At 72.3% G+C, this 23,150-nt stretch carries 16 protein-coding genes; 4 read left to right on the top strand and 12 right to left on the bottom strand.

The window, feature by feature from the left end:
* Nucleotides 1–780, bottom strand: a complete 780-nt coding sequence (locus FH610_RS29770; protein ID WP_139578342.1) for an electron transfer flavoprotein subunit beta/FixA family protein — start codon at nucleotides 778–780, stop codon at nucleotides 1–3.
* Between the two features lie 431 nt (nucleotides 781–1,211).
* Between FH610_RS29770 and FH610_RS29765 the strand changes: the two genes are divergently transcribed.
* A complete protein-coding gene (locus tag FH610_RS29765; protein WP_139578341.1) occupies nucleotides 1,212–2,114 on the top strand; it encodes a DUF8094 domain-containing protein in 903 nt (300 codons plus the stop codon).
* 19 nt (nucleotides 2,115–2,133) lie between these two features.
* Here FH610_RS29765 and FH610_RS29760 read toward each other — a convergent pair whose 3' ends face one another.
* The 8 genes from FH610_RS29760 to FH610_RS29725 form a co-directional block, all read right to left on the bottom strand.
* Nucleotides 2,134–3,369, bottom strand: a complete 1,236-nt coding sequence (locus tag FH610_RS29760) for a serine/threonine-protein kinase (RefSeq protein WP_139578340.1) — start codon at nucleotides 3,367–3,369, stop codon at nucleotides 2,134–2,136.
* A gap of 53 nt (nucleotides 3,370–3,422) precedes the next feature.
* The gene (locus FH610_RS29755) at nucleotides 3,423–5,333 is read right to left on the bottom strand and encodes a serine/threonine-protein kinase (RefSeq protein WP_139578339.1); all 1,911 of its coding nucleotides are present in this window, start codon (nucleotides 5,331–5,333) and stop codon (nucleotides 3,423–3,425) included.
* 11 nt (nucleotides 5,334–5,344) lie between these two features.
* On the bottom strand, nucleotides 5,345–7,642 hold the full coding sequence (locus tag FH610_RS43930) for a serine/threonine-protein kinase (protein WP_205826166.1): 2,298 nt from the start codon (nucleotides 7,640–7,642) through the stop codon (nucleotides 5,345–5,347).
* A 106-nt stretch (nucleotides 7,643–7,748) separates the two neighbouring features.
* Nucleotides 7,749–8,264, bottom strand: coding sequence for a YbaK/EbsC family protein (locus FH610_RS29745; protein ID WP_139578338.1), 516 nt, complete (start codon nucleotides 8,262–8,264; stop codon nucleotides 7,749–7,751).
* Nucleotides 8,265–9,848 carry a flavin monoamine oxidase family protein gene (locus tag FH610_RS29740; RefSeq protein ID WP_338104593.1) on the bottom strand — a complete coding sequence of 528 codons (1,584 nt, stop codon included), beginning with the start codon at nucleotides 9,846–9,848 and terminating at the stop codon, nucleotides 8,265–8,267. It lies immediately after the preceding gene.
* Nucleotides 9,849–9,933: 85 nt separating this feature from the next.
* The gene (locus FH610_RS29735) at nucleotides 9,934–10,788 is read right to left on the bottom strand and encodes a M55 family metallopeptidase (RefSeq protein WP_240809273.1); all 855 of its coding nucleotides are present in this window, start codon (nucleotides 10,786–10,788) and stop codon (nucleotides 9,934–9,936) included.
* Nucleotides 10,773–11,999 carry a DUF6395 domain-containing protein gene (locus FH610_RS29730; RefSeq protein WP_139578337.1) on the bottom strand — a complete coding sequence of 409 codons (1,227 nt, stop codon included), beginning with the start codon at nucleotides 11,997–11,999 and terminating at the stop codon, nucleotides 10,773–10,775. The genes FH610_RS29735 and FH610_RS29730 overlap by 16 nt, the downstream gene beginning before the upstream one ends.
* A 6-nt stretch (nucleotides 12,000–12,005) precedes the next feature.
* On the bottom strand, nucleotides 12,006–12,365 hold the full coding sequence (locus FH610_RS29725; protein WP_240809272.1) for a hypothetical protein: 360 nt from the start codon (nucleotides 12,363–12,365) through the stop codon (nucleotides 12,006–12,008).
* A gap of 169 nt (nucleotides 12,366–12,534) precedes the next feature.
* Between FH610_RS29725 and FH610_RS29720 the strand changes: the two genes are divergently transcribed.
* Both FH610_RS29720 and FH610_RS29715 read left to right on the top strand, forming a co-directional pair.
* Nucleotides 12,535–15,261, top strand: a complete 2,727-nt coding sequence (locus tag FH610_RS29720) for a helix-turn-helix transcriptional regulator (RefSeq protein WP_139578336.1) — start codon at nucleotides 12,535–12,537, stop codon at nucleotides 15,259–15,261.
* Nucleotides 15,262–15,264: 3 nt separating this feature from the next.
* The gene (locus FH610_RS29715; RefSeq protein ID WP_139578335.1) at nucleotides 15,265–16,140 is read left to right on the top strand and encodes an alpha/beta fold hydrolase; all 876 of its coding nucleotides are present in this window, start codon (nucleotides 15,265–15,267) and stop codon (nucleotides 16,138–16,140) included.
* Between the two features lie 38 nt (nucleotides 16,141–16,178).
* Here FH610_RS29715 and FH610_RS29710 read toward each other — a convergent pair whose 3' ends face one another.
* The 3 genes from FH610_RS29710 to glgP all read right to left on the bottom strand — a co-directional run bounded on the left by FH610_RS29710 (nucleotide 16,179) and on the right by glgP (nucleotide 20,696).
* Nucleotides 16,179–16,952 (bottom strand): enoyl-CoA hydratase/isomerase family protein, encoded by a 774-nt coding sequence (locus FH610_RS29710; protein WP_139578334.1) that lies wholly within the window; start codon nucleotides 16,950–16,952, stop codon nucleotides 16,179–16,181.
* Nucleotides 16,953–16,974: 22 nt separating this feature from the next.
* On the bottom strand, nucleotides 16,975–18,033 hold the full coding sequence (locus tag FH610_RS29705) for a glycosyltransferase family 4 protein (RefSeq protein ID WP_139578333.1): 1,059 nt from the start codon (nucleotides 18,031–18,033) through the stop codon (nucleotides 16,975–16,977).
* 65 nt (nucleotides 18,034–18,098) lie between these two features.
* Nucleotides 18,099–20,696 carry an alpha-glucan family phosphorylase gene (gene glgP / locus FH610_RS29700; protein ID WP_139578332.1) on the bottom strand — a complete coding sequence of 866 codons (2,598 nt, stop codon included), beginning with the start codon at nucleotides 20,694–20,696 and terminating at the stop codon, nucleotides 18,099–18,101.
* Nucleotides 20,697–21,076: 380 nt separating this feature from the next.
* Here glgP and FH610_RS29695 point away from each other — a divergent pair, with 380 nt between their 5' ends.
* Nucleotides 21,077–23,125 (top strand): alpha-1,4-glucan--maltose-1-phosphate maltosyltransferase, encoded by a 2,049-nt coding sequence (locus tag FH610_RS29695; protein WP_167538793.1) that lies wholly within the window; start codon nucleotides 21,077–21,079, stop codon nucleotides 23,123–23,125.
* Nucleotides 23,126–23,150: the final 25 nt, after the last annotated feature.

The raw sequence follows: 23,150 nt of genomic DNA, 5'->3' as shown, positions 1-23,150 counted from the left end.
TCAGACGAACTTCTTCGACGCGAGGAACTCGGCGGCCTTGGCGCCGCCGTCGCCCTCGTCCTTGATCACGGTGCCCGCGGCACGCGGCGGGGCGGCGGCGAAGTCCACGACCTCGCTCCAGGCGTTCGCCAGGCCCACCTGGTCGGCCGCGATCTCCGCGTCGACGACACCGAGCGTCTCGACCGGCTTCTTCTTGGCGGCCATGATGCCCTTGAACGACGGGTAGCGCGGCTCGTTGATCTTCTCGACCACCGACACGACGGCGGGCAGCGACGCCTCGACCTTGTCGTAGCCGTAGTCGGTGATCCGCTCGACCCGGATGGCCGTGCCCTCGACCTCGACCTTGCCGGCGAGCGTGAGCTGCGGGGCGCCGAGCCGCTCGGCCAGCATCGCGGCGAGCATGCCCGTGCGGGCGTCGGTCGACTCCGAACCCAGGATCACCAGGTCGAAACCGATCTTCTTCAGGGCCTGGGAGACGGCGTAGGAGGTGCCGAGGGCGTCCGAGCCGTGCAGGGCGTCGTCGTGCAGGTGCACCGCCTTGTCGGCGCCCATCGCCAGGGCCTTGCGGATGGTCTCGGTCGCCTTGGCGGGGCCCATGCTGAGGACGGTGACCTCGCCTCCATGGGCCTCCTTGAGCCGCAGCGCCTCCTCGACCGCGTACTCGTCGAGCTCGTTCACGACGCCGTCGGCGGCGTCGCGGTCGAGCGTCTTGTCATCGGACCTCAGCTTGCGCTCGGTCGCCGTGTCGGGGACCTGCTTCACGCAGACGACGATGTTCATGGCCGGTGGCCGACCTCCCCTTTCCGTACGGCTGACGCCGCGGTTCTCGGTACGTGGCGCGGGGTACGCGCACGTGATGCAAGACTGCCAGGTGCTCGCGGGCGCGCCTGTGCAGGTGGCCCGGGTGTCGAACTGACCCTGGTCCCCCCAGGCGTATGTTACCCATCGGTAGCTTAGGTGCAAACCTCCAGGTTTTTACGGCCGCGTCCTTCGGTTGAGGAATTACCCAGAACCCGGTCACGCCCACTGCCACCCTACCGAACTATGTTCCGGAAGCGTCGCGGAGGTCCCCGTGGCCGGGACTCGGAACCATCGCCGTCGCCCACGGCGACCACTCCATGATCGTAAGCAGGCCGGGCCGCACGGCGCTCACCGTGCCCAGATGTCCGATACGTTGGCATTTTCACGGCCGATCTTGGGGGACTTCGCCGGTGCGTGGGACGTGGCTGATCGTGGCTCTTGTCATGAGCCTGTCCGGCTGTGGTGTCGTCACGGATATGGCCGCCCGCCGCGGCGACGCACCGAGCCCGGTCACGTCACCACGGCCGACCGTGAGCGCCGCGCCCACTCCATCCGCCGCCGAAACGGGGCCGACCATCCCCCAGGCGAGGCAGGCCATGCGGGAGTGGGTGGGCAAATACAACGCGACGCTGCGAAAGCGCAAGTGGTGGAATCAGAACGACCGGCTCGACGCGCTGTTCGTCGAGGCGGCGCTGCACGAGGGCGTGATCGAACGCAACCATGAGATCTTCGGGTCGAAGCCGGAGCACAAGCCGATCACGATGACCGGCACCCCGACGATCTACCTGCCCCGGCCGCAACGGCAGCGGCCGATCGGCGAATGGTTCATCGCGCAGGCGACCTACAAGGACACCGAGGGCCATGCCCGCCCGCACGTGCTCGCGTTCGTCCGCCCCCACGGGCAGCCGTTCAGGCTGGCCGTCGCGACTCCGATCCACTGGGGCCGGCGGATGCCGAAGCCGCGGCTCGACGCCGACGGCTACGTCACCGACATGGACGCCCTCGCGGCGAGCGCCGTGGCCCACGAGTACCAGAACTTCTGGAACAACGAGAAGAAGGAGGGCGCCTCCGGCTACCGCCTGGCCAAGGACAGCTACAGCCGCAAGGCGTTCCCCGCCGTGAACAAGGGGGCGTACGTCGCGTTCGACGGCCACGGCTCGATCTTCGGCTTCCGCACCGCGGACGGCGGCTCGTTCTTCCTGTTCGGCATGGTCAACAACCCCAAGCACGTCAACCAGGTGCTGAGCGAGGCGCTGCTGGTGCCCCAGGGCAGCAGGACCATCCAGGAACTCGGCGCCGACTGGTTCTCCTGAATCGCCTCCCCGGCGGGATTCAGCTCGCGAACACGAGCATGACGAGCAGGAGCAGGACGGTGCCGACGGCCATGAGGAGCGTCACCGTGCTGAACAGCGTGCTGAGCAGCGCCCACACCGCGACGGCCCCGACGCCGCCCGCGAGGTCCACCACGAGCCGCCGCCTCGACTTTCCCAGCAGCCCGAACCCCGCGTCCACGAGCAGGGCGATGCCGTAGAGCACCAGCAGGAGAAGCGACACCTCGGGCAGGTCGGCGCGCGCCGCGGCGGCGAACAGGCCGACGACCACCGCGGAGCCGATCACCCAGCGGCGGTGCAGCTTCTCCCGGTGCGCGGCGCGCGGGTCGTCTACCTCTCCCCGCCGCGTCCCGCGCGAGGGCCGGCTCCGCCGCCGATCGCCGGGCCGCCACTGCTGGGTGGGCGCCTCGGACAGCGCGGGCCGCGACGGCTCGATCCCGTCCAGCACCGGCGCGGCCTCCTTGAGGAGCCCGGCCAGCTCGGCCGTCGCCGGGCGGTCCGCCGGATCGGCGCTCAGGCACCGCTCCACGATCGGAACGAGCCAGGACGGCACGCCCGACAGGTCGGGCTCGCGGTGGACGACCCGGTAGGCGATCGCCGCGGCCGGCCCGGTCCCGTACGGCTGCCGCCCCGACGCGGCGAAGGCCAGCGTCGCCCCCCAGGCGAACACGTCGGCCTCCGGCCCGGCCTCCCGGCCTTCCAGCACCTCGGGAGCCAGGTAGCCGGGCGTGCCGACGACCGCGCCCGAGGCGGTGACCGAGGCCGACTCCAGCGCGCAGGCGATGCCGAAGTCGATCACGTACGGCTCGCGCTCGGAGACGATCACGTTGGCCGGCTTGAGGTCGCGGTGGACCACCGCGGCCGCGTGGACGGACTCCAGGGCCTCCGCCAGCCCCAGGGCGAGCCGCAGCAGGTCGGCCCCCGCGACCGGCCCGTCGTTGGCCACGACCGTGCTGAGCGGCCTGCCCTGGACGTACCGCGTGACGATGTAGGGCCGTTCCCCCGACAGGGAGGCGTCCAGCACCTCGGCGACGTGGGCCCCGCGAACCCGGCGCATGGTCTCCACCTCGCGGGCGAGGCGGGTGATGGCGAACCCGTCGGAGGCGACGTGGGGATGCAGGACCTTCACCGCCACCGTGCGCCCGTCGGGATCGAGCGCGAGGTGGACCTCACCGAACCCCCCCGAGCCGAGAGCGGAGACCAGACGGTAGGGACCAAGCTGTTCCGGCGTTCCCAAACTGTGTCTCCCGCTTCGCTCGGGGCCTCCCGGTTCGCCGAGGGACCGGGGCGTCAGGTCCAGAAGGTCAGGAAGCCCAGGCCGATCCTGTCCATGATGTCCCCGATCACGCCGCCGATCAGGTTGACGACCGTGTCCTGACCCTTCTGTTTGAGATCCGCGACGATGTGGTCCACCGCCACCGACGGCGGCCGCCAGGGGACCCACGAGGCGTCCGCGGACAGCGCCGTCATGATCGCGAACAGCGCGACCGTGCCGACCGCGATCGTCACGATCATTCCCGCTCCGGGGCTCCGGATCACCGTGCTCAGCGTCCGGGACACCGCCTTGCGGGGGGCCTTCCCACCGGGCAGGAGGAACAGCCCGGCCACGAAGGCGGCCGCGGCGTACGCCGCGGCCGGATCGGGCCTGACCCCGCCGAGGTAGTGGAACCCGCCCCACACGCACATCGCGAACATCACGGCGAGCGGCACCTGCACCACCGTCGCCAGCCCGGCCTTGATCAGCGCCCACGGCGTGCCGAGCACCGCGAGGAGCGGGTCGGCCCCACTGCTGCCCCGCGTGGCCCGGCGGTCGGCGAGGTCGCCGAGCAGGTACTGCCCCACCCGCAGGCACAGCGCCGCCACGACGGCGAACAGGCTCACCACGACCGGCAGCAGGCAGGCCAGCGCCACGAGCGTGGCCAGCAGCAGGGCCGCGAGCACCGGATGCGGGGCCCGGTAGGGGGCCCGCCTCGGCTCGGGCTCGTACGGCGCGGCGGGAGCAGGCGGCGGCGCGACCCGGGGCTCCGGGTAGCCCGCCACCCGCTGGTCGGTGTACGGCTGGTACGGCGGCGGGGGCGGGCCCGCCTGCCCGTAGGGCGGGGCCTGCGGATGCGCCGGAGGCGACGCGGACACGGGGCGGCGCTGCCTGGGCGCCCGGGGCTCGCGGCGGGGACGCTCCGGCTCCACGTAGTTCACCGGCGGCAGCAGGTCGGAGTAGCTGTCGTCGCCGGCCGGCAGCATGCTGGTCCGGCTCCCGTTGGCGCCGTTCACCGAGCCGCCCCCGTTCATCGGGCCGCCCGCGTTCCCCCTCGCCGGATCGTCGAGCACGCGCGTGCCGTCCAGGATCCGCGTCCCGCCGTCGCGCGGCGGCTCGTGAGCGGTCTCCTGGAACACGGTGACCGAGGGATCGAGCGAACGGGTGAGCCGGAGCAGCGACGCGGCCGTGGGACGCGACGTGGCCTCGGGCGCCAGGGCGACGCGGAGCCAGCCCCGCAGCCAGGCCGGCGCGAGGTCCACCTGCGCCTTGCCTTCGAGGATGTTGTAACAGACCGACTCGAACGTGCCCGAGCCGAACGGCGCCTTCCCGGTGGCCGCGAAGAAGACCGTGGCCGCCAGCGCGTGCACGTCGGCGGCCTGGGTGATCTCGGTGTCCCGGATGATCTCCGGGGCGAGGTAGCCGGGGGTGCCGACGAACATCCCCGTCTGGGTCAGCCGGGTGGCGTTGACCAGGTGGGCGATGCCGAAGTCGATCACGAGCGGCTCGCCGCCCACCAGCATCACGTTGGCCGGCTTGAGGTCGCGGTGGATGACGTCGGCCGCGTGGATGGCGACCAGGGCCTCGCACATGCCCACCGCGAGCCGGATCACGCCGTCGTCGGTAAGCGGCCCGTCCTCCAGCACCGTCTGCTCTAAGGTCCGCCCGGGGGCGTACCGCGTCACGATGTAGGGCGCGGCGCCGGTCAGGTCGGCGTCGACGACCTCGGCGACGCGCTTGCTGCGCACCCGCCGCATGGTCTCGACCTCGCGGGTGAGCCGGTCGCGCGCCTTGAGGTCGGTGGCGACGTGCGGGTGCAGGACCTTGACCGCGACCTCGCGCCCCTCCGCGTCCAGGCCGAGATGGACCACCCCCATGCCGCCCTCGCCGAGCTGCCTGAGCAGCCGGTAGGGCCCGATCCTCTCCGGAGCCTCAGTAGCCGACATGTCGTCCCCCGTCACCCGTTCCCCGCCTGGTTACGCAGGTCTTCCAGTCGTTCCAGTAATGACATAACGTCGATTGGGCCCCAGAAGTGCCCTGCTGTCTGTTTACCCAGGAGACTGGAGAGCGCGAGCGCCGCCGTCAGCACCGCGAAGGCGCCGATCCCCCAGGCGAGCCCCTTCGCCGCTCCCTCGCCGGGCACCAGCGAGGCCAGCGTCCGCCGCATCTGCCTGCCCGGGCCCACGACTCCGGGCCCCGCGCAGATCGTCCACAACGCCGTCGCGATCCCCCAGCTCAGCGCCGCGAGCCGGAGCGTGGACGTGCCGCCGAGGAGGACGGTGAGCAGCAGCGTCACCGGCAGCCCCAGGATCAGCGCGTACGGCACGAGCGCGATCGTGACGCCGATCGACTTCACGAGCTCCGCCGGACGGCTCAGCACCCGCAGCACGTCGGCCGCCGCGGCGCCCGCGGGACGCCGGGAGTTGAGGTGCGGCTGGGCCAGGTCTGCGGCCCGCAGCAGCACCGCGGCCGGCACGGCCACCAGGCACACCAGCAGCGGCGCCATGACCGCGAGCGACGTCATCACGACGAGCAGCAGCGCGCTCGCCACCCCGTACGCCTTGGAGCGCTGGAACAGCCCCCCGGACGGGAACGGCATGGGCGGCGCGGTCGGCGGCGGCACCCGCACCGTCGGCATGAACGGCGTGGGGTTCGGCTGGTGGATGTGCGGGGTCCGCTCGTAGATATCGGGCGCGTGCCCGAAGAGCGCGTGGTCGCGCGCCGCCACGTCTCCCTGCTCGTAGGACCCGTGCTCGTAGGACCCGTGCTGCGGGGATCCGTGCTGCGGGGACCCGGGGGACGCCGCGCGTGGTCCCGTGGGATCGCCGCTGACGGCCTGGCGCACCTCCTCGGAGGTCACCCGCCGGGTGGGGATGTCGCCCTCCGGGCGCAGCATCGGCGTGGGCCACTCGTCCGACCGGCCACGCGGCGGGGCGGACGGCCCACCGGTCGTGGGAGCCGGGCCCGACACGGGCGAGCCCGGGAACGCGGACGGACCGGACGGACCGGACGGACCGGACGGACCCGTCGGACCGGTCGGCGGGGTGCGGGGCGGAGCCATCCGGGTGGGGATGTCGCCCTCCGCCGGGCTTTCCACCGGGCCGTTCCCTGGGCCGTTCCCTGGGCCGTTCGGTGGGGCGGCCGGCCCGAGGCCCGCCCGGCGCAGGTCCTCTCCGGTCACCCGCACGGTCGGGAAGGGGTCGCCGCCCTGGCCCGCCGCGGGCGTCTCGCGCAGCAGTGAGACGAACTCCTCGGCCCGGCCGCCCGGCTGGGACGGCGTGACCGGCGGCGTCGCCACGGGCGCCACCGGTGGAGTGATCGGCGGCATCGGCGACCCGGTCGGCGGCGGGCCGGTGACCGGCCCGCCCGGCCGGCCGGAGCCGGGTGCCTGCTGACCGCCGGTGTCGTCGACGTTGGGCACCGTCGTGATCTCGTCGGGCACGCGGGGCCTGCCGCCCGGCGACTGGGGCATGAGCCGCGCGAACTGCCGTACGAGCTCGGCCGCGGTCGGCCGCCTGGCCGGGTCGCGGTTGAACGCGGCGCGCAGCATCGGCTGGATCGGCGGAGGGGCGGCCTCGACGTTGGCCCGGCCGGAGGTGATGTTGAAGAAGATCATCTCCAGCGTGCCCTTGCCGAACGGCGGCTGGCCGGTGGCGGCGTACAGCACGGTGCCGGCCCAGGCGTGCACGTCCACCTGCGGCCCGGCCTCGTGGCCCTCGATGATCTCGGGGGCGAGGTAGCCGGGCGTGCCGATGAACATGCCGGTCTGGGTGAGCCGGGTGGCGTCGACCGCCTGGGCGATGCCGAAGTCGATCAGCACCGGCTGGCCGTCCAGCATCAGCACGTTGCCCGGCTTCAGGTCGCGATGGATCACCCCGGCGGCGTGCACGGCGGTGAGGGCCTGGGCCACCCCGACGGCGACCTTGAGCAGGGCGTCGAGGGGCAGCGGGCCGTCGTTCTTGACGATCTCGTCGAGCGGCCGTCCCGGCACGTAGCGGGTGACGATGTACGGCCTGCGCCCCGTTACGTCGGCGTCGACGACCTCCGCGATGTTCGGCCCGCGCACCCGCCGCATGGTCTCGACCTCGCGCGACAGACGCCTGCGCGCGACGTCGTCGCCCGCGACCTCCGAGCGCAGGACCTTGACGGCCACCTGCCTGCCCTGCGGGTCGAGAGCGAGGTGAACCACGCCCATGCCGCCCTCACCGAGCCGCCTCAGCAGCCGGTACGGGCCCAGTCGGTCGTCCTGATTCATTGCCTAAGCACCATACCGACTAAAAGAACGCCCATGAGTGAACCATCGCGCCACATCTCCGCTCAGCACAACGGAGAAAAGGCGCCAACGGTTTCCAGGGAAGCGGTCAAATGGTGAGCGCGAGGACCTCCCCCCGCGTCGCCGCGACCAGCGCCTCGCCGGAAAGCGCCAGCTTGGAGCGGCGGACGCCGCTGCCGATCACGACGAACGGCCGCCGGGTCACGTTTTCGTCAACGAGCACCGGCCAGCCCTCGGGAAGACCGATCGGGGTGATGCCGCCGTACTCCATTGCGGTCAGTTCGACGGCCTCCGCCTGCGGTGCGAATGACGCCTTGCGCGCGTCCAGATGGCGGCGCACGATTCCGTTGACGTCGGCCCGCCCGGTGGCGAGCACCATGACGGCGGCGTACCGCGTCTCCCCGCCCCGTTTGGCGGCGACGATGACGCAGTTGGCGGAGTCCTCCATCGCCACGCCGTACCGCTCGCAGAACGCGGCGGTGTCGGAGAGCGTGGGATCGATCTCGGCGACCTCCACCTTGACGTCGAGACCGGCCACGGCCTTGGCGACGGGATCGGCGAGCAGGTCCGGCCGGTCGGACGCGGAAACCCATTCGAGCGGCATCTAGCCCTCCTTGACAGCGCGCTGGTGCAGTTGGGTGACCACATTACGGGCCGACTCCAGCGCCCCCGCCTGCCAGGCGATGAGGTGCGTGAGCCAGTCGCCCGCGAAGTACACACGGCCGGCCGGCCGCTGCAGGAGCGCGAAGGCGCCCTCGTAGGAGGGCCAGGCGACCCACGCGCCCTCGATGTGCGGCTGCCGCTGCCAGGCGATCGAGACGCTGGACAGCAGTTCCGACCGGTACTTCTCGCCGTGGATCTTCTTGCCCTGGGTGAGCGCCCGCCGCTGCCGCTCCGCGTGGGTGAGACGGGCGTACGCCTCGGCGTCCTCGTCGAGGTTGTAGTAGCCGACCACCAGCCCACGCGTGCCGTGGAAACCGTACGAGGGGTACCAGATGTGCGCGATGTCCAGGTCGGTCTCGGTGATGCCGCCGTAGATCCGTTCGTCGGTCTCCCACCAGCGGCGGCGGTACTCCAGCCCGATCTTCCCGCCCGACACCGGGGTGGGCGTCCGCAGCGCCGCGACGACCCGGGCGTCCAGGTTTCCGGGGATCCGCGCGAGCACGTGCGGCGGCAGGGCCGCGATGCAGAAGTCCGCCTTGGTGGCGCCGCCCGTGTGCTCGACTTCCACGCCGTCGGGCAGGTTGGTGATCTTCTTGACCTCGACCGAGGTGCGGATGCGGTCGCGGCCCACTGCGTCGGCGAGCTTGGCCGCGATCGCGTCCATGCCGCCGACCGGCTGGAACATCGGCATGGCCATCTCGTAGCCGAACGGAAACGTGATCGAGCGGCCGAGCCCGTAACCGAGCACCTCCGACAGGGGCGGCGGCGAGCCCAGCGGCACGCCCGCGCCCGTGCCCGGGTTCACGGAGAACCCTCTGCGCTCCGACCCGGTGTAGGTGTAGGTCCTGCCGATGTCGCCGAACTCCGACAGGAAATGGAGCAGGCGGTTCTTGTCCCCCGCCGTCAGCCGCCGGTTCAGCGCGCCCGCGTTCGTGGCCTTCGCCAGCAGTTCGCTGATGTAACCGTACGTGTCGGCACGGGCGGTACGCGCCCGGACCGGCGCCTTCATGCCCGAGTTGTAGACGTACGCGCTGGAGTTGTCGTTGACGAACAACTCGATCGGGACGCCCAGCTCCCGGCAGTAATCGAGGGTGACCATCCACTGGGCGATGCGGGCCGGCCCGGCGTTGAAATAGACGCCCTCCCCGAACCGCGCCTCCTGCGTCGCACCGGACAACTCGGGCAGCCGGTCGCCGCCGCGCAGCGTGAGGTTGCGCCCGCCGACCCGGTCGCGGGCCTCCAGGACGGTGCAGTCGTAGCCCGCCTTGCCCAGTTCGTACGCGGCGGCCAGGCCCGCGATCCCCGCCCCGAGGATCACCACGGAGCCGGCGCCCCTCCCGCTGAGGGCGAAGTCGGAACGGCTCGGCGGCGTGTAGTCCTTCTGCTGGTCGTCGGGTGCGAGCCCGAGCGCGCCCATCGCCGCGTACATCGCTCCGGCGCCTCCGGCCGCGCCGACGCCCACCAGGAAGGCGCGCCGCGTCAGCGCCCCCGTACGCTCCCGCGTCCCGCGGTCACTGCTAGCCACCCTGCCTGCCTTCGTCGTTGGGGGAACCGGCTTCGGCCGTGATCGGGGGTGAACCGGCGTCAGCCGTGCTGGGGGAAGAACGGCGTCAGCCGTACCGGCCGCTGCCGCAGGCCACCTGGCCGCCGATCATCGAGAAGATGCCGAACAGCCCCATGACCTCGTGGTAGTCGCTCGTGGTGAACTCGGTGTGCCGCGGCCCGGCGAGCCGCACGCCGGGCACGATCGAGCAGGCCGCCGCGATGGCGGTGGAGTTCCACTCGACGCCCAGCGTGTACGGCGGCTCGACCACGTAAGGCCGGAAGTCCGCCAGCCTGCCCAGGGCGCGGGCCGTGCCCTCGCGGATGCGCCGCCAGGCGACGGCCGGGGGCAGCAGCTCGGCGGAGAACTTGTCGATGCCCTTCTTCACGGCGACCGTCTCGACCTCGCCGAGCAGCTCCCTGGCCTCCTCGCACACCGCCTCGTCGCCGGCGACGAGCGCGACCGGCACGCCCATCGAGCCGGCGAAGCCCGCCACCAGCCGGGTCTCGCCGCAGATCTCGCCGTTCAGGTAGACGTTCTGGATCTCCTTGCCCATCCAGGTGTGGTTGAGCACCCCGTGCGGCACGCCGGCCCGGGCGTGGTAGCCGGCGAAGCAGGCGGCGGCCATGTCGGGGATGAGGCCCTGCCCCATGCGGTGCGGTTTGCCCGGGCCCCTGATCAGCGTGGCCCGCTCGTCCAGCAGGTCGATCCTGAGGTTCTTGGTGGAGCCGTGTGCGTCGTTGACCAGCACGGACGCGGCGCCCGCGTCGAAGGCACCCTGGATCACCGCGTTGGCGTCCCCGGTCATCAGCTCGCAGCCGCGCTCGTACCCCCGGCCTCCGAGGTGCATCTCCTCGGGATCGGTCAGCCCGGTGACCCCCTCCATGTCCACCGACAGGTAGATCTTCATCGTTCCCCCCATGTCTCCACCCGGAGCGCCTCGTCCTCGGTCATCAGCCCGATGTTTTCACTGACGAAGGCGGCGACCTGCTCGCGCCACGGTTCGGGGACCTCGTCGACGGCCGGCCGGTAGCAGTGGTCCAGCCAGCGCGTGGACTCCTCGGTCGCCTGGAGGTGCTCCGCCGCCTTCGCGAACGGCGTCTGCGCGATGTTCGGCACGCGGGCGCACCCGTACTCGAGCATCTCCTGCCCGCCGTACGGCGGCGGTTTCTGCCAGGAGCGGGCAGGAGTGCTCTCGGCGGTCAGGGTGGTGCGCATCGGACGGCGCTCGACCGCGGCCTGGATCAGCTCCTTGTACAGGCACTTGCCGCACAGCCCGCAGGGGCCGTCACCGGAGCCGCGCAGGCACCAGCGGACGTGCTCACGCAGATCCGACTCCAGGGCGACACGCATCGTCACGGCCTCGCTCACGCCGCCGACGGGAAGCACCATCGGCAGCCCGGCCGCCGTGAACAGCCGCCCCCACTTCCCCTCCTGCGCCCACATGGGGTTGTCCGGGGTGTAGCGGAGGACGTAGCGGTCGCCACCGAGCCAGCGCGACCCGAGCTCGTAGCCCAGCGCGACGCCCCCGAGGTCGAGGTCGTCGGCGAGGAGCAGCGCTCCCACCGTGACGGCGTGGTGCTCGGGAAAGCCGGGCCGGGGACGGCTCAGCAGGAACTCCAGATCCGACTGCGCGATGTGGAGTTCCCGGCCGGTCCGCCGGGCGAGCCGGGCCAGCACGTCCGAGCGGTAGTGCGTCCACCGGTTGGGCACCCGGGGGTGGCTCACCCGCTGGAAGTGCACGAACGGCGCGTCGGGGAACATCGCGGCCACCGCCATCGAGTCCGCGCCCCCGCTGTAGGAGATGGCCAGACGGGTGCCGCTCCTGGCGTCCGCCCCGACCGGCCCGGCGTCCACTCCCCACCCCGTGCGCAGCGCCTCGGCGAGCCCGGCGGAGATCGGCCGGTCGAAGGTCACCCGCCGCCTGGTCCACGGCGCGACGACGGTCCACGCGGCGACCGCGAGCAGGTCGGGATGCGGGGACGCGCCGGCGTCCCCGATCCGGACGTGGCAGGAGTTGGTCCGCAGCTCGACGGCCTGGCCGTCGGCGCAGGCCCCCGCGGTCTCGTCCTCCGCGTCGAGCAGGAAGACCAGCCGCCAGACATCCGCGTCACTCGTCCACTGCACCCGCACGACCGGTTACCCCGCCCGCCCGGAAGCGCCGACCCGCGCCGACAGGTCGTCGATCGCCTGCCAGATGCGCATCTCGCTCTGCAGCAGCGTGTCCACCGCCTGAGCGGTCTCCGTCGCCAGCCGGTGCGCCTCGGCCGCCTTGGGGTCCGCCGTCGCCCTGGGCGCCGCGGGCGGCTTCACAGGGGCACGCCGCAGCCGGTCGACCTCGTCCCGCAGCGCCACGACCTCCCGGCGGAGCATCTGCACCTCCCAGAGGGCGTCCTTCAGGTCCTGCCGGTGGTCGGACTTGGTGACATACCGAGAGTCGAGCCGGGACAGCAGCGCCCGGCGCAGCCGTGACAGGCCCAGCACTCGCAACCGCATCATGAGCCGCCACGATAGCGGCATTGTGCATCCTTTCCTGACACAAAGTGCAGAGTTGCTCAGAGCCTGCCGAGAGACAGCCATCCGGCCGTCTCGCCGTGCAGGGACACCGCACAGGGACACCGGTCAGGGGCGTCGGACGCGACCTCGCCACGCAATACAGTCTGCGGTTGTGCTTTACGGCAGATCGGTGGAAACGGCCGCGATCGACGACCTGATCGATCGGGCCAGGAAAGGCTCCGGGGGCGCGCTGGTGCTGCGCGGCGAGGCCGGTGTCGGCAAGACGGCGCTGCTCGACCTGGCGGCCTCCCGCGGCGGGACCATGCGAGTGCTGCGGACCACGGGGGTCGAGGCGGAGGCCGATCTGGCGTTCGCCGCCCTGCACCAGTTGCTGCTGCCGGTGACCGGGCTGCTCGACGTGCTGCCGGAACCGCAGGCCGAGGCCGTACGCGGCGCGCTCGGGCTGGCTCCTGCCGGTTCGAGGGACCGGTTCCTGCTGGCGGCCGGGGTGCTGTCGCTGCTGGCCGAGGCCGCCGCGCCGGACGGGCTGATCTGCGTGGTCGACGACTTCCAATGGGTGGACCGGCCGTCGGCCGACGCCCTGCTGTTCGCCGCGAGGCGGCTCGGCACCGAGCCGATCGCGATGCCGCTGGCCGTACGGGGCGACACGCCGGTGAAGGGCCTGCCCGCGCTGGAGATCGCCGGGCTGGCCGAACCGGCGGCCGCCGAACTGCTCGACGCCGGCTTTCCGCTCGCGGCGCCGGTCAGGCGAGACCTCGTGGCGCTGACCGGGGGAAACCCGCTGGCGCTGCGCGAGACGGCCCGCCTGCTCACCCCCGCCCAGCGGGCCGGCCGGGAACCGCTGCCCGACCCCCTGCCCGGCGGGAACCGGCTCTTCGGCGACCGGGTGGCCGCGCTGTCCGCAGGGGCGCGGCTGGCGGCCCTGCTGGCGGCGGTCGAGAGCGATCTCGACCTGGTGCTGCGGGCCGCCGACCGGCTGGGGGCGGGAGAAGCGGCGCTGCCCGAGATCGAGTCCGCCGGTCTCGCGAGCGTGTCCGGGACGCACGTGCGGTTCCGCCATCCGCTGATCCGGTCGGCGGTGTACGAGGCGGCCTCCCCCGCCGCACGCCGCGAGGCGCACGCGGCGCTGGCCGAGGTGTCGGACGGGGACCGTCGGGCCCGGCATCTGGCCGGGGCCGCGCTCGGCCAGGACGAATCGGTCGCCGCCGCGCTCACGCGGGCCGCGGAACGGGCCCGGGACCGGGGCGGGTACGGCGCCGCCGCCACCGCCCTGACCAGGGCCGCCGAACTCACCCCGGAACCGCTCGTGCGCGCCCGGCGGCTCAAGGACGCCGCCGTGGCCTCGTGGCTCGGAGGCCGTCCCGGCCAGGCGGAGTCCCTGCTGGCCGAGGCTCGCGAGTTCGCCGGGGCGGACACCGCGTTGACCATGGAGATCGCCCAGCTACGCGGGCGGTTCGAGCTGAACTCCGGCAACGCCGCCGAGGCCGTGCGGATCCTCGCGGCCGGCGACACTCTGGACATGCTGGCCGACGCCTCGGAGGCGGCGTCGTACGTCGGCAACACGGCGGCCATCGTGGAGATCGGACGGCGGGCGGCCGCCTTCCCCGAGGGGTTCCTGCGCGACGTGGTCGTGGGTGTCGGCGCGACGCTCGCCGGCGACGGCGGGCACGACCTGCTCAAACGGGCGCTCGGCCGTACGGGTGAGCTGCGCGAGGCGGCCGAGTTCCTGTGGGCGACGGCTGCGGCCAGCCATCTGGGCGAGGTGGACCTGTCCTCCGAGCTGGCCGAGCGGGCCGGCCGGGTGGCCAGAGTCTCCGGGATGACCGGCCAGCTGCCCGTGGTGCTGGAGTTCGTCGCCACCGCGGAACGGCTCGCGGGACGCCTCGCGGAGAGCCGGGCCGTCTCGGAGGAGGGCCTGGAGCTGGCTCGCGAGGCCGGATACGCCAACACCGTGGCCGCGCACCTGGCCAACCTCGCGGCCGTGGCGGCCCTGCGGGGCGAGGAGGAGCCCTGCGCCCGGTACGCCCGGGAGGCGCTGGCCATCGCCGTCCCGCACCGGGTGGGCCTGCGCGCCGGACTCGCGGCGTACGCCCTCGCCATGCTCGACCTGTGCCTGGGCCGGTTCGCCGCCGCGCACGACCGGTTCACGGCGATCGTCGCCGCGGGTCCTGGAGCCGGTCATCCGACGGTGGTCTGGCGGAGCACGCCGGACCGGATCGAGGCCGCCGTGGGCGCCGGCGACCCGGACGCCGCCCGGAAGGCGCTGGAGGCGTACGAACGCTGGTCGGCCCACGCGGGGACGGCCGAGTCCCGGGCGCTGCTCGCCCGGTGCCGCGGCCTGGTCCTGCCGGACGACCAGGCGGTCGAGGCGCTCGGCGAGGCGTCACGACTGCACGACAACCCGTTCGAGGCGGCCAGGACGGGGCTGCTGCTGGGCGAGCGGCTGCGCCGCACCCACCGGCCGGGAGAGGCCAGGGCACACCTGCGCGCGGCGTTCGAGACGTTCCAGCGCGCGGGAGCCGCGCCGTGGGCGCGGCGCGCGTACGGCGAGCTGCGGGCGGCGGGCGAGAGCGTCCCGGTAGAGACGAGCACGGCCGCGAAGGACGTCGAGAAGTACACGGCCGCGGTTCCCGAGGCGATCCCCGGCGTGCGGGGGACGGTGCTGGACACGCTCACCCCGCAGGAGCTGCGCATCGCCACCCTGGTGGCGGGCGGCGCGACCAGCAAGGAGATCGCCGCCCGGCTGTTCCTCAGCCCGCGCACGGTCGAATACCACCTGTACAAGATCTATCCGAAGCTCGGCATCACCTCACGTACGGAACTGGCGCGGCTAGTAGTTCTACGGAAGGCGCCGGCGGCCCCGGACGACATGCTTTAGCCCATGCCAAACATCTGGAGTGAAGAGTTCGGGGCCGCGGCCGACGCGCCGATCGTGCTGGTGATGGGTTCGATGTCGCAGGGGATCCTGTGGCCGGACGAGTTCGTGGGCCGGCTCGCCGCCGGCGGCCGGCGCGTGATCCGCTACGACCACCGCGACACCGGGATGTCCGACGTCATCGACTTCTCGAAGGATCCGTACACATGGGACGACATCAAGGACGACGTGCTGCGGGTGATGGACGCGCACGGGCTGGACAGCGCTCATCTGGTCGGCCATTCGGCGGGCGGGCTGCTCGGGCAGCTGATCGCGGTGGAGCGGCCGGAGCGCGTGCGGACGCTCACCGTCATCGCCTCATCGCCGCTCGGCGGCGGTGAGGGCGCGGTGCTCATGCGGGCGCTGATGGGCGAGCCGCAGCCCCAGGGCAGCCTGCCCGAGCCCACGCCGGAGTTCGTCGCGTTCTACCGCGAGCTGATCGCGGCGCCGCCGCCGCGCGACCGGCGGGAGCGGATCGAGCGCATGATCGCGGAGGACCGCGTGCTGCACGGCACCGGGCTGCCGTTCGACGAGGACGCCTCGCGCAGGCTGCAGGAACGCCTGTACGACCGGGCGCGGGACCTCGACGCGGCGGCCAACCACCGTCTGGCGGCGGCGGCGAAGCCAGACTTCGAGCCGGTGGGCGTCCTGCACCGGGTCAAGGCGCCCACCCTGGTCGTCGAGGGCACGCACGAGCCCGCCAAGCCGGGCCACGGCGCCGTCATCGCCGAGCGGATCCCCGGTGCCCGGCTGACGACGGTCACCGGCCTGGGCCACACTCTGCCGCCCGAGGTGCACGCCGAACTGGCCGACGCCATCCTCGCCCACACGTCGGCCGGGTGACCCCGTTCCGGTCGGCCGGGTGTCGGTCGCCGGTGAACTCAGCTGCCGGTGAATTTGGGGCGGCGCTTCTCGGCGAAGGCCGTCATGCCCTCCCGGGCGTCCTGGGTGGCGAACAGGCCGGAGAACTGGAGCCGCTCGATCTCCAAGCCGGTGTCGAGGTCGGCCTCGAGGCCGTGGTCGATCGCGAGCTTGGCCGCCCGGACCGCGGTGACCGGTCCCTCGGCGAAGGTCGCGGCGAGTTCGAGCGCCGCGGTGTAGACCTCGCCGTCGGGCACCACCCGGTCGACCAGGCCGATGGCGAGCGCCTCGGCGGCGTCCACGTGCCGCCCGGTGAAGATCAGGTCCTTGGCTCGGGCGGGCCCGATGAGCCGGGGCAGGCGCTGGGTCCCGCCCGCCCCGGGGATGATCCCGAGGGTGATCTCCGGCTGGCCGAGCTTCGCGCTCTGCCCGGCGACCCGGAAGTCGGCGCACAGCGCGAGCTCGCAGCCGCCGCCCAGGGCGTACCCGGTGATCGCCGCGATCACCGGCTTGCCGATCCGCGCGACGGCGGTGAAGCAGTCCTGCAGAGTGCGCGAGTGCACGGCCATGTCGGCGTAGGACATGACCGCCATCTCCTTGACGTCGGCGCCGGCCGCGAAGACGCGTTCGCCGCCGTAGACGATGACCGCGTGCGTGTTCGGATCGGCGTCCACGAGTCGCGCTGCCTCCGCGATCTCCTCCTGGACCTGCCGGTTCAGCGCGTTCATCTTCGGCCGGTCGAGCCGGATCGTGGCGATGTGCTCGGAGATCTCCACCCTGACGAATTCACCCATGGCCCCCACGATAAAGGGGCGATCAGCGGCCGAGCGGGAGGGGCCGCCGGGGAGTGGCCGGCGTCGCGGCCGTGACATTCCGGTAGACCTGCTCGTATCCCTCGACCATCACGGGCACGTCGAAGTGCCGGACCACGCGGTCGCGCGCCGCGTGCGGGTCGAGGGCGGAGACCGCCTCGATCGCGGCGGGAAGCTCGTCGGGCGTGTCACGGACGTAGCCGGTCACCCCGTCCGCCACGACCTCGGGCACCGCGCCCCGCCGCAGCGCCACCACGGGCGTGCCGCAGGCCATCGCCTCGATCATCACCATGCCGAAGGGCTCGTCCCACAACAGCGGGAGCACCAGGCACCGGGCCTGGGAGAACAGTTCGTTCTTGAGCGGGCCGTCCGCCTCCCCCAGGTATTCGACGTCGGGCCCGAGCAGCGGCTCCACCCGCTCGCGGAAGTAGGCCTGCTCCGCCCGCTCGGCTCGCCTGCCGACCAGCAGGATGCGGCGCCCCGCCGCCCGCGCCGCCTCGATCGCGAGGTGGGCGCCCTTGTCCGGGCTGAGCCGTCCCAGCCACAGCACCCAGTCGTCCTTGTGCTCCCGGAACGGCCACGCCGCGACGTCCACCGCGTTGTGCACCCGCCCCACCCAGTTCAGGTCGGGCGCGTGGGCGCGCTGGGCCGAGGAGATGGCCACCAGGGACACGTCCGCGCCGAGGCTCCGGTAGTAGTTCCCGAGCTCCCCGCTCACGTCGTTGTGACAGGTGACGACCGTCGGCACGAGCCGCCCCGCGGCCGTGAGCGGCCCGGCCAGCGAGTGGTCGTGGACGATGTCCACGTCCAGGCCCCGCAGGAGGCGGGCCGCCTCGGCCGCGTGCACCACCTCGGGGAACGGCTCGCCGATCCGCGCCGAGGGCGGCTCGTCGTAGGTCCGCAGATCCACGTCGCGGCCGGCCCCGATGACGGTGACCCGGTGCCCGCGCGCCCGCAGGCCGCCGACCAAACCGGCGATCACCGCCTCGATGCCGCCGTACGTGCGGGGCGGCACGTCGTACCACGGCGGGGCGACCATCCCGATGTGCAGGGCCTGTGCCATGGTGCAGGTCTACCCCTCTCACCTGCGACGGAAGCAGGCGAGAGGGGTGACCGGGCCGGACCCCTTCAGCGCAGGGTGCCGTTGGTCATGCCGACCGGCTCCTCCGGCACGGCGATGAGGCCGAGCTCCGCCGCGGACGCCATCAGCGGGTGGAACGGGACCACGCGCACGCTGTAGCCGAACGCGCCGGTGCGGTCCAGCGGCACGACGCCGGTGTAGTGCGCCCGGCCGTCGTCGCCCACCGAGTCGACCTTCAGCGTGACGTAGCCGGGTGACAGCAGCTCGTCATGTGCGCCCACGCGGCCGTAGGCGGCCTGGACCTGAACGTCCTCGGGCGACAGCTCGCCCAGGGCGATCGTGGCCCGCAGCTCCAGCCGGGCCCCCAGCTCGGGGGTGTCCCCCACGCCGGTCGCCTCGACGTGCTCGACCCGCACGCCCGGCCACGCCTTGGCCACGCGCAGCTTCCAGGCCGCGAACAGCCGGGCGTTGCCGTAGCCGTCGGCCGCGAGCGACCGGGCGGAGGCCGCCGCCGGGGTGTACAGGTCGGTGACGTAGTCATGCAGCATGCGCCCGGCGAGCACCTTCGGCCCGAGCGAGCTCAGCGTGTGCTTGACCATCTCCAGCCAGCGCCGCGGCAGGCCGTCGGCGGCCCGGTCGTAGAAGCGGTCGGCGACCTCACGCTCGATCAGGTCGTACAGCGCCGTGGCCTCCAGCTCGTCGCGGCGCTCGGGGTCGTCCACGCCGTCGGCACTGGGGATCGCCCAGCCGTTGTTGCCGTCGTACCACTCGTCCCACCATCCGTCGCGGATGGACAGGTTGAGGCCGCCGTTGAGCGCCGCCTTCATGCCGGACGTGCCGCACGCCTCCAGCGGGCGCAGCGGGTTGTTCATCCACACGTCGGAGCCCGTCACCATGAGCTGGCCGAGCGCCATGTCGTAGTCGGGCAGGAAGACGATGCGGTGCCGCACGTCCTCGGAGTCGGCGAAGCGGACGATCTGCTGGATGAGCTTCTTGCCGCCCTCGTCGGCCGGGTGCGCCTTGCCGGCGATGACGATCTGCACCGGCTTGTCCGGGTCGAGCAGCAGCCTGCGGAGCCGGTCGGGCTGGCACAGCATGAGAGTCAGCCGCTTGTAGGAGGGCACCCGGCGGGCGAAGCCGATCGTCAGCACGTCCGGGTCGAGCGCCTCGTCCACCCAGCCCAGCTCGGCCTCGCTGGCGCCGCGCTGCCGCCACGACTTGCGCAGCCGCCGACGCGCCTCCTCGACCAGGCGGGCGCGCAGGTTGGCGCGGATGCCCCAGATGTCGGCCTCGGAGAGCCTGTGCGCGCCCTCCCAGCCCTGCGCCTCGTCGATCAGCGAGGGCAGCTCCTTGCCGGCGAGCTCCATCATCTCCCGGCCGACCCACGTCGGGGCGTGGACGCCGTTGGTGATCGAGCCGATCGGCACCTCGTCCACGTCGAAGCCCGGCCACAGGCCCTGGAACATCTCCCGGCTGACGTGGCCGTGCAGCTCGGACACGCCGTTGACCCGCTGGGCCAGCCGCATGCCCATGACGGCCATGTTGAAGACCGACTTGTCGGCCTCGGGGCCGTCCGGCTCGGCGCCGAGTTCGAGGATGCGGTCCACCGACACCGTCGGCCAGGCGTTGGACCCGCCGAACTGCCGGGCGATCATCTCGGCCGGGAACCGGTCGATGCCCGCGGGGACGGGCGTGTGGGTGGTGAACACGGTCCCGGCGCGTACGGCCTCCAGGGCCTCCTCGAACGACAGCCGGGCCTCGGTGAGCTCGCGGATGCGCTCCAGGCCGAGGAAGCCGGCGTGGCCCTCGTTGGTGTGGAACACCTCGGGCTCGGGGTGGCCGGTGATCCGGCAGTAGGCCCGGATGGCCCGCACGCCGCCGATGCCGAGCAGCAGTTCCTGCATCAGGCGGTGGTCGCCGCCTCCGCCGTACAGGCGGTCGGTCACGTCCCTGGCGACCGTGTCGTTCTCGGCGACGTCGGAGTCGAGCAGGAGCAGCGGCACCCGGCCGACCTGGGCCACCCAGATCTGGGCGTGCAGGACGCGCCCCTCCGGCAGGCCGATCTTGATGCGGGCCGGCGCGCCGTCCTCCTCCTTGAGCAGGGTGAGCGGCAGGCCGCCGGGGTCGAGGGAGGGGTAGTGCTCGAGCTGCCAGCCCTCGGCGGACAGCGACTGGGTGAAGTAGCCGTGCCGGTAGAGCAGGCCGACGCCGAGGATCGGCACGCCGAGGTCGCTGGCGGCCTTCAGGTGGTCGCCGGCCAGGATGCCGAGACCGCCGGAATACTGCGGCAGGGCGGCGGAGATGCCGTATTCGGGCGAGAAGTAGCCGATCGCCTTCGGCGCGCTCTCCAGCGACTGGTACCACCTGGGGGCGGTCATGTACTCGCGCAGATCGTCGGCGGCGTCGGCCAGGCGGCGCAGGAAGCGCCGGTCCTGGGCGAGCTCGCGCAGCCTGTCGGCCTCGACCGCGCCGAGCAGCGCGACGGGGTCGTGATCGACGCGCTCCCAGACCTCGGGATCCACCTCGGCGAACAGGTCCATGGTCTCGGGGTGCCACGACCATCGAAGGTTTTGGACCAACTCGCCCAGAGGTGCGAGCTGTGAGGGAAGAACGGTTCGGACAGTGAACCTGCGGATAGCTCTCACGGGGCCAGACCCTAGTTACTCAGCGCCACGACGCGCGACCGAATCAAACTTGTCGTACTGCGATGCCAGTTCTCGAACGCTCTCACCACCATCAAACCGGTTCAAACCTCACCAAAGTACCCTTGACCTGGTGATGTCCGCGCCGGACGACGACGGCCGGCACGCAATGATCGATCTCCCGGGGACGCCGTCCCAAACACGGCGAGCGGTCTTTCGTTCGGCAGGGGTAAGAGTGGACTATTAGGGCAACCCCTGTGTATGGACGAGGAAGGACCGCGGCCAGCGGCTCCTGCTTCCCGTGCTGCCCGCCCGACCACAGCTGTTCCTGCCCCGCAAGCCCCGGCGGCACCCGGTGTGCCGCCCCCGAGTACGAAGTGACGATGATCGGACGCATTCCCATCCAGGACATCCAGCCCGTCGTCGACTGCGGCCAGTGGCCCGCCAAGGCCGCCGCGGGAGAGACCTTCGAGATCAGCGCGACGGTGTTCCGCGAAGGACACGACGCGGTCGCCGCCGGCGTGGTGCTGATCGACCCGAGCGGCACGCCGGGCCGGATGCTGCCCATGCGCGAGGTCGCGCCCGGCACCGACCGGTGGAGCGTGGAGGTGACCCTGCCCGCCGAGGGCCTGTGGCAGTTCCGGGTGGAGGCCTGGAGTGATCCGATCGCCACGTGGACGCACGACGCGGGCATCAAGATCCCGCGCGACCTGGACGCCGACCTCATGTGCGAGGAGGGCGCCCGGCTGTTCGAGCGGGCGGCCAAGGGCGTGCGGGCGGCGGACTGCGCGGCGACGGAGGCGGGCGGCACCTGCGGGCACCGGGCCGCGTTGCTGGCCCTCGCGGCCCGCCTGCGGGACGAGGCGGTGGACCCCAGGGCGCGCTTCGCGGTGACCCAGCTGCCCGAGACGGCCGCGCTGATCGCCGCGCACCCGCTGCGCGACCTGCTCACCCGGTCGGGCCGCAACCGCGTACGGGTGGACCGGCGGCGGGCGCTGTTCGGCTCCTGGTACGAGTTCTTCCCCCGCTCCGAGGGCGCCGTGGTGGGGCAGGAGGGCGTCGCGCCAAAGTCGGGGACGTTCAGGACGGCGGCCAAGCGGCTCCCGGCGGTCGCCCAGATGGGCTTCGACGTGGTCTACCTGCCGCCGATCCACCCGATCGGGTCGCAGTTCCGCAAGGGCCGCAACAACACCCTGACCCCCGACCAGTACGACCCCGGGTCGCCCTGGGCCATCGGCGCGCAGGAGGGCGGGCACGACGCGATCCACCCGGATCTGGGCACGATCGAGGACTTCGACGAGTTCGTCGCCAAGGCACGCGAGCTGGGCATGGAGGTCGCCCTCGACCTCGCGCTCCAGTGCTCCCCCGACCACCCCTGGGTCAAGGAGCACCCGGAGTGGTTCAACATCCGGGCCGACGGCTCGATCGCATACGCCGAGAACCCGCCGAAGAAATACCAGGACATCTACCCCCTGAACTTCGACAAGGACCCCGAGGGGATCTACGCGGAGATCAAGCGGGTGGTCCGGCACTGGATGGACCACGGCGTGCGGATCTTCCGGGTGGACAACCCGCACACCAAGCCGGTCCGGTTCTGGGAGCGGCTGCTGTCCGACATCAACGCGACCGACCCCGACGTGCTGTTCCTCGCCGAGGCGTTCACCCGCCCGCCCATGCTGCGCACGCTCGCCAAGATCGGGTTCCACCAGTCGTACACGTACTTCACCTGGCGCAACTCGAAGCCCGAGGTGGAGGAGTACCTGCGGGAGCTGTCCCACGAGACCTCGCACTACCTGCGGCCGAACCTGTTCGTCAACACGCCCGACATCCTGCACGAGTACCTCCAGCACGGGGGCATGCCGGCGTTCAAGATCCGCGCGGTCCTGGCGGCGCTGATGGCGCCCACCTGGGGGGTCTACTCCGGGTATGAACTGGCCGAGAACGTACCGGTCCGTCCGGGCAGCGAGGAGTACCTCGACAGCGAGAAGTACCAGTATCGGCCGCGTGACTGGGCGGAGGCGGAGCGTGAGGGCCGCAGCCTTGCCCCGTTCATTACCCAGCTCAATTTGTTGAGAAGAGCACACCCGGCGCTCCAGGAATTGCGTAACCTACGGTTTCACAACGTCGACCAGCCGAACGTGATCTGCTTCTCCAAGCGGCTGCCCGGCGCCTATGACACGGCCTCACGACGGCACGGACTAGGCGATGTCGTGCTGGCCGTCGTCAATCTGGATCCACACAACACACACGAGGCGACGGTCCGGCTGGACATGCCCGCCCTCGGTCTCGACTGGCATGCCGAGTTCGTCGTGGACGACCAACTGTCGGGCGAGTCGTACCGCTGGGGGCAGGCGAACTACGTGCGCCTCGATCCGCACGTCCATCCCGCACACATTCTCACGCTCCGCCACGGGTCAGCGCACCGCCCGTGAGCGCAGCTCGGCACATCCGGGGAGT

This window comes from Microbispora catharanthi (assembly GCF_006334915.2).
Lineage (GTDB): Bacteria > Actinomycetota > Actinomycetes > Streptosporangiales > Streptosporangiaceae > Microbispora > Microbispora catharanthi.
Note: the sequence above shows the minus strand (reverse complement) of the source record. Positions and strands in the feature narration are given on the sequence as shown.